The sequence below is a fragment of the Pseudomonas sp. 1912-s genome (assembly GCF_029269205.1).
GTDB lineage: Bacteria > Pseudomonadota > Gammaproteobacteria > Pseudomonadales > Pseudomonadaceae > Aquipseudomonas.
The window spans coordinates 293694-306170 of sequence record NZ_JARIXR010000003.1 but is presented as its reverse complement, the minus strand read 5'-3'; the positions used below and the strand labels follow the sequence as shown (position 1 = coordinate 306170).

The following is a 12477-nucleotide window of genomic DNA, read 5'->3' as shown; positions in this document are numbered from 1 at the left end:
GAGGCATTCGCCGGGCGTGGCAAGGCCTGGCTGCTCGAATGGCAGCCATCGCTTTACCCGACAGGGATTGTTTTAGAAGCGCGCTTTAGGCGTCGCGGATGGAATCGGTTGGGTACCGTTCAGGGGCAGGAACGCTGCCTGATCCGCATCGTAGGCCCTGATTTCGCTGGTCTCGATGTCGTAGACCCAGCCATGGATAAACAGATGCCCGTTGGCCATGCGCGAAGCCACCGACGGGTGAGTGCGCAGGTGCTGCAACTGGGCAATCACGTTTTCCTCGGTGAGTACGTGCATGCTTTCGTGTTCGTTGGCGCAGTCACAGTTGTCCTGGACCATGGTCTTGGCGACCTCGGCGTGGCGCAGCCAGGCCTTTACCGTGGGCATTTTTTCCAGGCTTTGGGGGTTGAGCACTGCGCGCATGGCGCCGCAGTCGGAGTGGCCGCAAATGATGATGTGCTGCACGCCTAGGGCCAGTACTGCGTACTCGATGGCCGTGGAAACGCCGCCGTTCATCTGCCCATAAGGCGGCACGACGTTGCCGACGTTACGGGTCACGAACAAATCCCCCGGGGAGCTGTGGGTGATCAGTTCGGGAACGATGCGCGAGTCGGCGCAAGTAATGAACATCGCCCGTGGGCTCTGGGCCGTGGCGAGTTTTTTGAAGAGTTCTTCCTGCTGCGGAAAGATCTCGTTATGGAAATGCAAAAAGCCTTCAACGATGTGCTGCAGCGCTGCATCGGCGGATTCCGCCTCGTGAGGGGCTGAAGCCGACGCAGCCAACGGCTGTTTATCCTTGTCACTCATGATTCATCCTCTTGGTTGGAGCAGGGGAGTTTTCCAGTGCGGTTGGCGCCCAAACCGGAGCACCGACTCATTAGTCACTCGATGAACAAGGTACCCGCCGAAACTTAACTGAAACTGAATGAACCGCTCTAGATCGGGGCTTTCAGTGATATCAAAACGCAACTATTCCGACAGGAAAAGTACGCTTGCCCAGCAGTTTACAATAATGCCATCTGCCTGCCCGGCGGACAAAACGCCGTGCAATCCAGATTAAACCCTTCCCGGCGGTTGAGCCCCAATCGTTTGATCGCCTTGGCGAACCGTTGCGCCAACAGATCGGCAAACGGCCCTTCGCCGCGCATGCGTACACCGAAGCGGCTGTCGTAGACCTCACCGCCGCGCACCTGCCGCACCAGGCTCATCACATGGGCTGCCCGCTGCGGATAATGGGCCGCCAGCCATTCCTCGAACAGCGGCGCCACTTCCAGGGGCAGGCGCAGCATCATGTACGCCGCGCTTTGTGCACCAGCGGCATGGGCTTCGGCCAGCAGGCTTTCCAGCTCGCTGTCGTTGATCATCGGGATCATCGGCGAACACAACACGCCGACCGGGATTCCCGCCTCGCGCATCACCCGAATCGCCCGCAGCCGGGCCTTGGGCGCAGCCGTGCGCGGCTCCAGGATACGCTTGAGCTCATCGTCCAGGCTGGTGAGGCTGATCATCACCGCCACCAGCCGTTGCTGCGCCAGCTCGGTCAGCAGGTCGAGGTCCCGCAGGATCAGCGAGCCCTTGGTAATGATCGTCACCGGATGGCGATAGCGCAGCAGCACTTCCAGGGTCTGCCGGGTGATCTTGTACTCGCGCTCGATAGGCTGGTACGGGTCGGTATTGGAGCCCAGGTTGATCGGCGCGCAGCTGTAGCCCGGCTTCGACAGTTGCTGCTCCAGCACGTCGGCGGCGTTGGTCTTGGCGATCAGCTTGGTTTCGAAGTCCAGCCCCGGCGACAGGTCCCAATACGCGTGACTGGGCCGCGCATAGCAGTAGATACAACCATGCTCGCAGCCGCGATACGGGTTGATCGCCCGATCAAACGGGATATCCGGCGAGCTGTTGCGGGTGATGATGGTTTTCGCGGTTTCGATACGGACTTCGGTGCCCTGGGTCTGTGGCACTTCCTGATACCAGCCGTCGTCTTCCGCCACGCTGACAGTGGGCGCGAAACGATTGTGCAGGTTGGTGGCCGTGCCGCGCCCGCGAGGCGGCAGAGGAGTGGACATGAAAGCGCCTCTATACTGTTTTTTTATACAGTATAGAGGCGCAGCGTTTCTGACCAGTGCCGTTGGGCGGTCGATGCCCAATCAGTGCTTGGAGGTCACCTGACCAAGGTCATCGCCCGAGGTCGTCTGCATGTCATTCTTGCGCAGGTTCGCCACGTCGCTGGCTTTCACCGGCGCGCCTTTATTACCCCAACTGCCCCGAACAAAACTGACGACATCCGCCACCTCCTGGTCCGACAACCGCCAGGCAAACGCCGGCATGGTGAAGGTCGAAGGCGCCGTATGGGTAGCCGGCAAGGTGCCGCCGTTCAACACAATGTTGATCAATGAAGTCGCATCCGCCGTCTGCAACACCGGGTTGCCCGCCAGCGCCGGGAATACCCGGGTGTAGCCATGGCCGTCAGTGCGGTGACAGGCTGCACAGTTGTCGATGTATACCGAAGCCCCCGGCTTGCTGTCATCGCCCTTCCACAGCGCGTCGGCGACTTGTTTGTCGTACTGATGCGGCTGGTCCTTCGGATCCACCGCCGGCAGGCTCTTGAGGTAACGGGCGATAGCCGTCAGGTCCTCTTCCGACATGTACTGCATGCTGTGTACTACAACGTCGCTCATGCCACCAAACACCGCACTGCGATCACTGCGCCCGGTCTTGAGGAATTGCACCAGTTGCTCCTCGCTCCAGCTACCCAGGCCGTCCTTGTGGTCGCCCCGCAGGCTCTTGGCAATCCAGCCTTCCAGCGGCGCACTGCCGGACAGGAAAGCGCTGCCATCCGACGCACTCAGGGACTTTTCCTGCATGGTCAGGGCCCGGGGTGTGTGGCAAGCGCCGCAGTGGCCGAGGCCTTCCACCAGATACGCGCCACGGCTGATCACCGGGTCGGCGCCCGCCTGGGCCTTGTAGTCCTCGACCTTGGGCGCAAACATCCAGCGCCATCCGGCCAACGGCCAGCGCATGCTCAACGGCCAGGGAATGTCGCTGTCCTTGTTCACCTGCGCCACTGGCTCCACGCCCTTCATGAAGTACGCATACAGCGCCTGCATGTCGCTTTCGCTGACCCGCGCATAAGACGGGTAGGGCATCGCCGGGTAAAGGGTACTACCGTTCCTGGCGACGCCATGGCGCACGGCCTGGTCGAAGTCTTCGAAGCTGTAGTCGCCCAGGCCGGTTTTGTCCGGGGTGATGTTGGTGGAGTAGATAGTGCCGATCGGGGTTTCCATCGGCAGGCCACCGGCGAACGGCTTGCCACCCTTGGCGGTGTGGCAGGCCACGCAGTCACCGGCGCGAGCCAGGTATTCACCCTGTTTGACCAGATCGGTTTCAGCCGCACTCACCGAGCAGCTGCTGAACAAGGCCAGGGACGCGATAACAAATGCTTTCATGGTCATCGCTCCTTATGCCTGAACCAGTGGGCCGGGGTTTTTCAGGTATTGCTCGCGAATCGCCCGCGCCGACCAGTAGGTCAGCGCCGCCACCAGGCCCGTTGGGTTGTAGCCCAAGCCTTGTGGGAACGCGGAAGCGCCCGGGACAAACACGTTGTGCACGTCCCAGCACTGCAAGTAGCGGTTCAAGGCACTGGTTTTCGGGTCAGTGCCCATGATCGCGCCACCGTTGAGGTGGGTGGTCTGGTAGGCCGCGGTGTTGAAGTGCTCACCGACTTTTTTGCCCAACAAGGCGATCGCCTTGGGGTTCATCGCTTCGGCAATCTTGCTCATTTTGTCGACCATGAAGCGGTTCATCTTGATGTCATTTTCCTGCCAGTCGAAGGTCATGCGCAGCAGCGGCAGGCCGTAGGCATCGCGGTAAACCGGGTCCAGATCGAGGTAGTTGCCACGGTAGGATTGATGAGCGCCGTGGGCATCCATTGACACCTGGTGAGTGTAGTAATCGGCGGTGGCGCGCTTCCAGGCACTGCCCCACGCCGGCGTGCCCGGCGGGTTGGACGTACCGGCAATCGGCCGGCTGCCCGCCTGGTTGACCCACATCGGCGAGCCGCCCACAAAGCCGTGAGGCCCGTGGTCGAAGTTGTCGGCGTTGAAGTCATCGATCGCCACACCGTTGCCGCCGGCGCCGATGAAGTTGTTGGTGTGCACGTCCTTGTCGAAGAACGCCTTGATGGTGGCCATGTTCTGGTAGGCGAAGTTCCGGCCCACCACGCCCTCGCCGGAGATCGGGTCGTAGGGCTTGCCGATGCCCGACAGCAGCATCAGGCGCACGTTGTTGAACTGGAAGGACCCGAGGATCACCAAGTCTGCCGGCTGCTCGCACTCGCGGCCTTGGGCGTCGACGTACGTCACGCCAGTGGCCTTGCGCTTGGTACTGTCGAGGTTGACCTTCAGCACGTGGGAATTGGGCCGCAGTTCGAACTTGGGCTCCTGGCGCAAGGCCGGCAGGATGTTCACGTTCGGCGAAGCCTTGGAATACATGTAGCAGACATAGCCGCTGCAGAAACCACAGAAGTTGCACGGGCCCATTTGCGCGCCGTAGGGGTTGGTGTACGGCCCCGACGTATTCGCGGAAGGCAAGTTGTAAGGCTTGTAACCCACGGCGGTGGCGGCCTTCTGGAACAACTGTGCGGAGACGGTGTTCTTCTGCGACTCCAGCGGGAAATGATTCGAGCGATCCGGCGCGTAAGGGTTGCCCCCCTTGCCTTCGCCCACCAGCTGGCCTTTCACCGTCCAGGCTTGACCGGAGGTGCCGAAGACTTTCTCGGCATAGTCGAAGAACGGCTCCAGTTCTTCATAGCTGACGCCGAAATCCTGGATGGTCATGTCCTTGGGAATGAAGTTTTTCCCGTAGCGCTCTTCGTAATGGCTGCGCATGCGCAACTCGATCGGGTCCACCCGAAAGTGCACGCCCGACCAATGCAGGCCGGCACCACCCACGCCGTTGCCGGGCAGGAAAGCGCCCAGTTGGCGGTTGGGCATCGCCACATCATTCACGCTATGGCGAATGGTCACGGTTTCCTTGGAGATGTCCTGGAAGAGTTTTTTACGCACGCTGTAGGTCAGTTCGTCGATGACCTGGGGATAGTTGCCGTCGGGGTAGGTGTCCTGCATCGGGCCGCGCTCCAGCGCTACCACGTTGAGGCCCGCTTCCGTCAGCTCCTTGGCCATGATCGCGCCGGTCCAGCCGAAGCCGACAATCACTGCATCCACTTTCTTCATGATGGTCGCCACGTTTATGCCCTCTCGCCACGGATGGAAACAGCCGGGAAGGGGTATTGCTCGTTGCGTTCAACCCAATCCATGAAATCGGCGCGGGCGCCGGGGAAGCCGATCATGGTCCAGCCGACCATGCCTTTGTTGCCACCGTGGACCGGGTCGCAGAAGAAGCCTTCCTTGGTGTTTTGCAGCAACAGGTTGAAGAAAATCTTCGGCGGAACGCTGTCGAACTGCGCGTCGCCGGCCTCCAGACGCTGGAGTAATTTTTCCTGGGTAGCGCTGTCTTGCTCGGCAAATAGCTTACCGTTCATCGCTTTCGACCAAGCATCCGTGGCAGCGATGCCGAGGCGATAGATCTCCTTGGGCACCAGTTTGCTCTGCCAACCCATTTCAGGCGGCGCGTCGGCGTTGAACGGGCCTTGCATGAACCACAGGGCACCCGCCGCGTACGGCGTGTTCATCTGGCGGTCGATGTATTCCGGCGCGCCGGCTTCCAGGGCGCCCGGGCCTTGGTCATCCGCCGGGATCAAGCGGGCCACGGCCGCGTTGATAAAGGCCCATTCCTCGGCAGTGAAATAGCTCGGCTCATACGCCTGGGTGCTGACAGGCGCCTTTTCGGGGCTGGCTTGAACCGGCTCGGGAACGGCCATCAGCATCGAACCGCCCAGGCCCGTGCTGGCGACAGTGACCACGGGGATCAAGGTCAAGGATTTGCGCAAAAACTCACGCCGGGGGTTGTCTTGATCTTGATCAGACATGGTGGCACCTCATCATGTGGTCACGGATTTATCAGCCGCTTCATGGAGCGACTTATTAGTTTTGGCAGCAAATAGGATCCAAAGGACCCAAAGGGATAGAACACAGCAGCAATCAATAGTTACAAAGGATAGCAGGCTAAGGATCGAGGAGAATCGATTCAGCCGGAAAAAACAGCATGCGTTCACGATTCTTTGACGAGAGCCTCACGCGGCATTGACCCCCCTTGGGCGAATCTGGGCCCCATCAGCCCTTTCCTATTCGGTTACATCGCCCATGTTCAACCATCAATTGCTGCCCGCACTCAGCCTGGCGTTCATGGCGCTGTTTACTACCGTCCACGCCCAGGCCGAAGAGCTCACGCCCATCCGGTCAGCGGAATGGGCCCAGCCGGTGGGCAACCAATACAACCTTTATCAAATGTCGCCCACCCTCTATCGCAGCGCACTGCCGGATAGCAGCGCCGTTCCGGTCCTGGAAAAGCTGAAGATCGGTACGGTGATCAATTTCCTGCCCGAATCCGACAGCAAGTGGCTGAAATCCACAGGCATCAAACAAGTCCAACTGACCTATCGCACCAATCATGTCGACGACAGCGACGTGCTGGCCGCGCTGCGCGCCATTCAGGACGCCGAAGGCAATGGCCCCGTGCTGATGCACTGCAAACACGGCTCCGATCGCACCGGCCTGATGGCGGCGATGTATCGGGTGGTGGTTCAGGGGTGGAGCAAGGAGGAGGCGCTGAGCGAAATGACCTTGGGGGGCTTTGGTGCAAGCAGCGGCTTTAAAGACGGCGTTCGCTACATGATGAAGGCCGATGTCGACAAGTTACGCACGGCACTGGCCAACGGTGAATGCAGCACCAGCGCGTTTGCACTGTGCTCGATGAAAAGCTGGCTGAATACCGCAGACACCGCCAAGGACGCGGCAGCCGAAAAAACAGCCTTGGTGATCACCCCCTGAGCCATCCGCTCAGGGGGCGTAGACCCGTCAGTCTTTTTTCAACTTCGGATTCGGGAAAAACTGCACCGCCTGCACCTTGGGATCCGGTGCTTTCAGTGCCGATGTATTCACCCGTGTGCCCAATTCCTTGGGCACTGACAGACCTTGCTCATTGAGCGTGTCGGAATATCCGCAAGCCACGCATTCGCGGTGCGGCACGTCGTCCTCGCTCCACATCATCAACTTGTCCGGCTCGCTGCACGCCGGGCAGACCGCCCCGGCGATAAAGCGTTTTTTGGTTTTCACAGGTGCTTCACTCATGCTGCCGCGTCCTCACTCAGGCCGCTGTGGCGCAAGAGTGCGTCAATCGACGGCGCACGTCCGCGGAAATCGACGAACAGCACCATCGGCGCCTGGGAGCCACCACGGGCCAGAATCGCCTCGCGGAACGCCCGGCCGGTCTCGGCGTTGAGCACGCCGTCTTCTTCGAACTTGGAGAAGGCATCGGCCGACAGCACTTCCGCCCACTTGTAGCTGTAGTAACCCGCCGCGTAACCGCCGGCAAAGATGTGCGCAAAGCTGTTGGGGAAGCGGTTGTAGGCCGGCGGACGCATCACCGACACCTCGTCACGCACGCCTTCAAGCACCTGCAGCACACTGCGGCCATCGCCGTGGGTGGCGTGCAGCTCAAAATCGAACAACGAGAATTCCAGCTGGCGAACCATCATCAGGCCGGACTGGAAGTTCTTTGCTGCGAGCATTTTTTCCAGCAGGTCCTGAGGCAGCGGCTCGCCGGTTTCGTAGTGACCGGAGATCAGCGCCAGGCCTTCAGGCTCCCAGCACCAGTTCTCCATGAATTGGCTCGGCAACTCCACCGCATCCCAGGCCACACCGTTGATGCCAGACACGCCAGCGTGTTCAACGCGGGTCAACAGGTGGTGCAGGCCGTGGCCGAATTCGTGGAACAGCGTGGTCACTTCATCGTGGGTCAGCAGGGCAGGTTTGCCGCTGTCCGCCGGGGTGAAGTTGCACACCAGGTTGGCCACCGGGCTTTGCAGCACGCCATTGAGGGTGCGGCGACGGTCACGGGCACCATCCATCCAGGCACCGCCACGCTTGTTGGCGCGGGCGTACAGGTCAAAGAAGAAGCGGCCGACGTGTTGGCCGTTTTCCTTGATTTCGAACAGGCGAACGTCCGGGTGCCAGGTGTCGAAGCCTTTCTGTTCGGCGATCTCGATGCCGTACAGGCGCTGCACGATGGCGAACAGGCCGCTGAGCACCTTGTCGATCGGGAAGTAGGCGCGCAGGGCTTCCTGGGCCACGCTGTAGCGTTGTTCGCGCAGCTTTTCGCCGTAGAAACCGCTGTCCCAGCTTTGCAGGTCCGGGCAGCCTTGTTCGGCGGCGTAGGCCTTGAGCTGTTGCAGGTCCTGGGTGGCAAACGGTTTGCTGCGCCTGGCCAGGTCCCGCAGGAAGCTCAACACCTGGTCGCTGGACTCGGCCATTTTGGTGGCCAGGCTCAGTTCGGAGAACGAGGCGAAGCCCAGCAGCTGTGCCAGCTCCTGACGCAGGTCGAGGATCTGTTCCATGACCGGGCCGTTATCGTTCTGACCGGCATTCGGGCCCTGGTCCGACGCACGGGTGCAGTAGGCCGCGTAGATTTCTTCACGCAGGGCGCGGTCGTGGGCGTAGGTCATCACCGCGTAGTAGCTCGGGAATTCCAGGGTGATCAGCCAGCCGTCGAGGCCCTTGGCCTGGGCGGCGGCGGCCATTTGTGCCTTGGCCGAATCGGTCAGGCCGGCGAGGGTCGCTTCATCAGTGACGTGTTTGGTCCAGACCTGGGTGGCGTCGAGCAATTGGTTGGAGAACTTGCTGCCCAGCTCGGAGAGTTTGCTCTGCACTTCGGCATAACGTTTTTGCTGCTCAGGCGGCAAATCGATACCCGACAGGCGGAAGTCCCGCAGCGAGTGTTCCAGAATGGTTTTTTGCGCCACGTCGAAGCCGGCGGCTTCCGGGCTGTTGGCCAAAGCTTCGAAGGCCTGGAACAGCTCGCGGTTCTGACCCATCTCGGTGGAGTAGGCGCTCAGTGCCGGCAGGCACGCCTCGTAGGCTTCGCGCAGTTCGGCGCTGTTGCACACGGCGTTCAGGTGGCTGACCGGGCTCCAGGCGGCACCCAGGCGGTCATTGAGTTCGTCCATGGCCAGGACCAGCCCGGCCCAGGTCGGATTTTTACCCTGGCTTTGCAGGATGCCTTCGATTGCGACGCGGTTGTCGGCGAGGATCTGTTCAATGGCCGGCTGTACGTGCTCGGCACGGATCGCCGAGAACGGCGGCAGGTCGTAGGACTGCAGAAGAGGGTTGTTCGCGCTCACGGTTGGCACCTTGGCTGAAGAAACATGTAAGAACAAAGATGGGGCCATCTTAATTACAATCAACGCCCACCGCAGCTATCAGCAGAAGAGAGAGAGCCTATCGTGACCCTTCGCACCTACCAGAATCACACGCCGGCCTTGGCCGCCGGGGCTTTCGTCGATGCATCGGCGGTGGTGATCGGCGACGTCGAAATCGGCGCCGACAGCTCGGTATGGCCGCTGACGGTGATCCGCGGCGACATGCACCGCATCCGCATCGGTGCGCGCACCAGCGTGCAGGACGGCTGCGTGCTGCACATTACTCACGCAGGGCCCTTCAATCCTGATGGCTTCCCGCTGCTGATCGGTGACGACGTGACCATCGCCCACAAGGTCATGTTGCATGGCTGCACGGTGGGCAGCCGGATCCTGATCGGCATGGGCAGCATTGTGATGGACGGCGCCGTGGTGGAAGACGACGTCATCATCGGTGCCGGCAGCCTGGTGCCGCCGGGCAAGAAACTCGAAAGCGGTTTTTTGTATGTGGGCAGCCCGGTTAAACAAATCCGCCCGCTGACTGACAAGGAGCGGGCGTTCTTCACCTACAGCGCTGCGAACTACGTGAAGCTCAAAGACCTGCACCTGGCCGAAGGCTTCAACCAATGACAAGGACCCCCATGCATTACCAAACCGTTTTGTTCGACCTGGACGGCACCCTCACCGACCCGCGCGAAGGCATCACCCGTTCGATCCAGTACGCCCTCGCCAAACTGGGCATTGATGAGCCGGACCTGACCAAACTCGAACACTTCATCGGCCCGCCGCTGCTGCAAGCCTTCATGCAGTTCTACGGCTTCGACGAGGCCAAGGCCTGGGAAGCGGTGAATTTTTACCGCGAGCGCTTCAAAGTCACCGGCCTGTACGAAAACCGCGTGTTTGACGGTGTGATACCGCTGCTGGAGGCGCTGAACGGCCAGGGTCGCCAGCTGTACGTGGCCACGTCCAAGCCTTGGGTGTTTGCCCGTGAAATCGCCCGGCACTTTGATTTTGCCCGGCATTTCAAGGTGATCTACGGCAGCGAGCTGGACGGCACCCGCACCAACAAGGTTGAGCTGATCGCCCACCTGATGGCTGAAGAAGGCCTGGACGCGGCCAGCACCTTGATGATTGGCGACCGCAAGCACGACCTGATCGGCGCCCGCAGCAATGGGCTGGATTCGGCGGCGGTAGGTTATGGGTTTGGCAGCCATGAAGAGCTGAGTGCCGAGGCGCCGACCTGGCATTTCGAAACATTGGCTGAGATGCATCAGGCGTTTTTGCAACGCTGATGCCTAGGGCTTCTGCGCGGCCTCCAGCCGCGCAAGGGCCGCCTTGCGCTGATCTACCGGCAACCCGCCCAGCTTCTCCACCGCGACAAAAAACTTCGCCCAATCCCCGCCTTCCTGCCGGAACAATGCGGCGAACGCCGGCACCCACTGGTCATACAGGCCAAACGGCAACAACCTTGCGTTGTTCATCGGCAAGTTCATCCAGGCGTCGTAGCGCTTGTCACCCCCCCACTGGCTATCACGCATTTGCCGGTAGTCACTGCGCAGGCGCTCGAATTCGGCCGCCTTGGCCTGGCGCATCGCATCGGCCGCCAGCGGCTGCGCATACAGCTGCTCCAGGCGCTTGCGGGTGTCGAGCACCAGCCGGGTGAACTGGTCGCGCTGTTTCAACGCCGACTCGCTGGCCGGCGGCAAACCCCGTGCTGCACGCCATTGGCGAGTGCCTTCCTGCTCCACAAAGGTGGCATACGACTCGTTGAACTCGGTGTCGTCCTTCACATAAAACCGCTGGTGCGCCAGCTCATGGAAAATCAGCGTGGCCAGGCGCTCATCGCCCCAGTTCATCATCGAATTCATGATCGGATCATTGAACCAGCCGAGGGTGGAATAGGCCTCGACGCCGCCAATCGACACGTCCATGCCTTGCTGCTTCAGCAACGCCGCCTGGCCGCGCGCGGCGCCCTGGTTGTAATAACCGCGATAGGCCACGCAGCCGGCAATCGGGAAGCAGTGGGTCTGGGGCGAGAGGGAAAATTCAGGCGTCGCGAAGACGTTCCAGACCACGTACTGGCGGCCGATATCGGCATACAAGCGGTAACTCTGGTTATCCGGCAGGTGCAGGTGCTCGCTCGCGAACGTGCGGGCTTTCTGCGACTGCGCCAGATGCTCACGCAGCACCTGCGGGCGGGACGGGTCGGCGATGACCGTGGAGACCGGCTCCCGGGCCCGCAGCAATTGCCATTGGCCGTCCGCCAGTTGGCTGTAATAGCTGACGCTGGAACAGCCGCTGAGCCACAACAGCATCAACCCGGGAAGTAAACGCCTGACCATTCAAACCTCTCACCGGTAATCATCCCGCCAGACTATCTCGCCTGTGGGGAATTTTTCCATGGCGTGGCGTGTTTATACTCATAGGGAGTCTGCTGCCGAATGCAGCCGCTCGAAAAATCATTCCTACAGTTGAGTGCTTAACATGCGTCAGCTACTGCTTCCCGTCGCCGCGATTTTTCTCAGTGCCTGCGCGTCGACGCCGCTCCCTGCGGTTGACCCGCAACAAGCCTGGGTCGACTTCGCCACCCCGACACCCGGTGCCAAGCTGGTGATGGCGCAACGCCTGGACGGGAAGAACCTGAACGACGGGCGCTTCTTCCAGGTGCCGCCAGGCAGCCATGAATTGATGGTGCGCTTTGATTTCGAGGTGCCTACCGGCGGCAGCTTCGGCGGGTTTGGCCAAACCACTGACCGCACCTGCTTCATGACCCTGCAATACGAGCGTTTCGAGGCAGGCCAGCGTTATCGCCTGGAAGGGCGGTCACTGGGCTACAACCCGAATATCCGGCTGTACAACAAAGCGGGTCAGTTGCTGGCGGAAGAACGTAGCGTCAACTGCATCTGATCAGTCGTTGTTCTTCTGGTAGAGAATGCGCTTGGTTCCGTTCTCACAAGAGCCGACGATCATGGCGCTGTCATGATTTTTGGCCTCTTCGGCGGTAATGATTTCCAGGGTGTAGGACGGAATGGCTTTGGCCTGGATGTTTACCTCGATCTCTTTCCTCAGCTCTTCACAGTCTTTCGGCGCGGCCAGGGCTGATGTGGCCAGCGCACCGCAGATAACCGCCAAGGCAATACGTTTCATGTGTGAAGCTCCCTGAATGCACGCGC

At 60.8% G+C, this 12477-nt stretch carries 13 protein-coding genes; 4 read left to right on the top strand and 9 right to left on the bottom strand.

Annotated elements, in window-relative coordinates; translation table 11 throughout:
* Window positions 1–72 precede the first annotated feature (72 nt).
* From P3C29_RS06090 to P3C29_RS06070, 5 genes are all read right to left on the bottom strand, one after another.
* Window positions 73–804 (bottom strand): carbonic anhydrase, encoded by a 732-nt coding sequence (locus P3C29_RS06090; RefSeq protein ID WP_003214859.1) that lies wholly within the window; start codon window positions 802–804, stop codon window positions 73–75.
* A 197-nt stretch (window positions 805–1001) separates the two neighbouring features.
* Window positions 1002–2060 carry a PA0069 family radical SAM protein gene (locus P3C29_RS06085; RefSeq protein WP_169386729.1) on the bottom strand — a complete coding sequence of 353 codons (1059 nt, stop codon included), beginning with the start codon at window positions 2058–2060 and terminating at the stop codon, window positions 1002–1004.
* An 81-nt stretch (window positions 2061–2141) separates the two neighbouring features.
* Window positions 2142–3440: a cytochrome c gene (locus P3C29_RS06080; RefSeq protein WP_275964091.1), complete on the bottom strand. Its 1299-nt coding sequence runs from the start codon at window positions 3438–3440 to the stop codon at window positions 2142–2144.
* Between the two features lie 12 nt (window positions 3441–3452).
* A complete protein-coding gene (locus P3C29_RS06075) occupies window positions 3453–5237 on the bottom strand; it encodes a GMC family oxidoreductase (protein ID WP_201125796.1) in 1785 nt (594 codons plus the stop codon).
* Between the two features lie 2 nt (window positions 5238–5239).
* Window positions 5240–5980: a gluconate 2-dehydrogenase subunit 3 family protein gene (locus tag P3C29_RS06070; RefSeq protein ID WP_275964090.1), complete on the bottom strand. Its 741-nt coding sequence runs from the start codon at window positions 5978–5980 to the stop codon at window positions 5240–5242.
* 274 nt (window positions 5981–6254) lie between these two features.
* Here P3C29_RS06070 and P3C29_RS06065 point away from each other — a divergent pair, with 274 nt between their 5' ends.
* On the top strand, window positions 6255–6941 hold the full coding sequence (locus P3C29_RS06065) for a dual specificity protein phosphatase family protein (protein ID WP_201126251.1): 687 nt from the start codon (window positions 6255–6257) through the stop codon (window positions 6939–6941).
* 27 nt (window positions 6942–6968) lie between these two features.
* Here P3C29_RS06065 and P3C29_RS06060 read toward each other — a convergent pair whose 3' ends face one another.
* Window positions 6969–7241 (bottom strand): YheV family putative zinc ribbon protein, encoded by a 273-nt coding sequence (locus P3C29_RS06060; RefSeq protein ID WP_003214872.1) that lies wholly within the window; start codon window positions 7239–7241, stop codon window positions 6969–6971.
* Window positions 7238–9337: an oligopeptidase A gene (gene prlC / locus P3C29_RS06055; RefSeq protein ID WP_275964089.1), complete on the bottom strand. Its 2100-nt coding sequence runs from the start codon at window positions 9335–9337 to the stop codon at window positions 7238–7240. Before prlC ends, P3C29_RS06060 begins: the two co-directional genes overlap by 4 nt.
* Before the next feature lie 54 nt (window positions 9338–9391).
* Between prlC and P3C29_RS06050 the strand changes: the two genes are divergently transcribed.
* The gene (locus P3C29_RS06050; protein WP_275964088.1) at window positions 9392–9934 is read left to right on the top strand and encodes a gamma carbonic anhydrase family protein; all 543 of its coding nucleotides are present in this window, start codon (window positions 9392–9394) and stop codon (window positions 9932–9934) included.
* 11 nt (window positions 9935–9945) lie between these two features.
* Window positions 9946–10596 (top strand): HAD family hydrolase, encoded by a 651-nt coding sequence (locus tag P3C29_RS06045; RefSeq protein WP_275964087.1) that lies wholly within the window; start codon window positions 9946–9948, stop codon window positions 10594–10596.
* 3 nt (window positions 10597–10599) lie between these two features.
* Here P3C29_RS06045 and P3C29_RS06040 read toward each other — a convergent pair whose 3' ends face one another.
* Window positions 10600–11646: an aminopeptidase gene (locus P3C29_RS06040; RefSeq protein WP_275964086.1), complete on the bottom strand. Its 1047-nt coding sequence runs from the start codon at window positions 11644–11646 to the stop codon at window positions 10600–10602.
* Between the two features lie 142 nt (window positions 11647–11788).
* Here P3C29_RS06040 and P3C29_RS06035 point away from each other — a divergent pair, with 142 nt between their 5' ends.
* On the top strand, window positions 11789–12211 hold the full coding sequence (locus P3C29_RS06035) for a hypothetical protein (RefSeq protein ID WP_010168582.1): 423 nt from the start codon (window positions 11789–11791) through the stop codon (window positions 12209–12211).
* Here the strand turns inward: P3C29_RS06035 and P3C29_RS06030 are convergent, their stop codons facing one another.
* A complete protein-coding gene (locus P3C29_RS06030) occupies window positions 12212–12451 on the bottom strand; it encodes a DUF1161 domain-containing protein (RefSeq protein WP_010168581.1) in 240 nt (79 codons plus the stop codon).
* Window positions 12452–12477 lie beyond the last annotated feature (26 nt).

Coding starts and splice junctions, on each gene's coding strand:
- prlC (WP_275964089.1), bottom strand. CDS start 9,337: ATGGCCCCATCTTTGTTCTTACATGTTTCTTCAGCCAAGGTGCCAACC.
- P3C29_RS06065 (WP_201126251.1), top strand. CDS start 6,255: ATGTTCAACCATCAATTGCTGCCCGCACTCAGCCTGGCGTTCATGGCG.
- P3C29_RS06060 (WP_003214872.1), bottom strand. CDS start 7,241: ATGAGTGAAGCACCTGTGAAAACCAAAAAACGCTTTATCGCCGGGGCG.
- P3C29_RS06035 (WP_010168582.1), top strand. CDS start 11,789: ATGCGTCAGCTACTGCTTCCCGTCGCCGCGATTTTTCTCAGTGCCTGC.
- P3C29_RS06070 (WP_275964090.1), bottom strand. CDS start 5,980: ATGTCTGATCAAGATCAAGACAACCCCCGGCGTGAGTTTTTGCGCAAA.
- P3C29_RS06040 (WP_275964086.1), bottom strand. CDS start 11,646: ATGGTCAGGCGTTTACTTCCCGGGTTGATGCTGTTGTGGCTCAGCGGC.
- P3C29_RS06030 (WP_010168581.1), bottom strand. CDS start 12,451: ATGAAACGTATTGCCTTGGCGGTTATCTGCGGTGCGCTGGCCACATCA.
- P3C29_RS06080 (WP_275964091.1), bottom strand. CDS start 3,440: ATGAAAGCATTTGTTATCGCGTCCCTGGCCTTGTTCAGCAGCTGCTCG.
- P3C29_RS06085 (WP_169386729.1), bottom strand. CDS start 2,060: ATGTCCACTCCTCTGCCGCCTCGCGGGCGCGGCACGGCCACCAACCTG.
- P3C29_RS06045 (WP_275964087.1), top strand. CDS start 9,946: ATGCATTACCAAACCGTTTTGTTCGACCTGGACGGCACCCTCACCGAC.
- P3C29_RS06090 (WP_003214859.1), bottom strand. CDS start 804: ATGAGTGACAAGGATAAACAGCCGTTGGCTGCGTCGGCTTCAGCCCCT.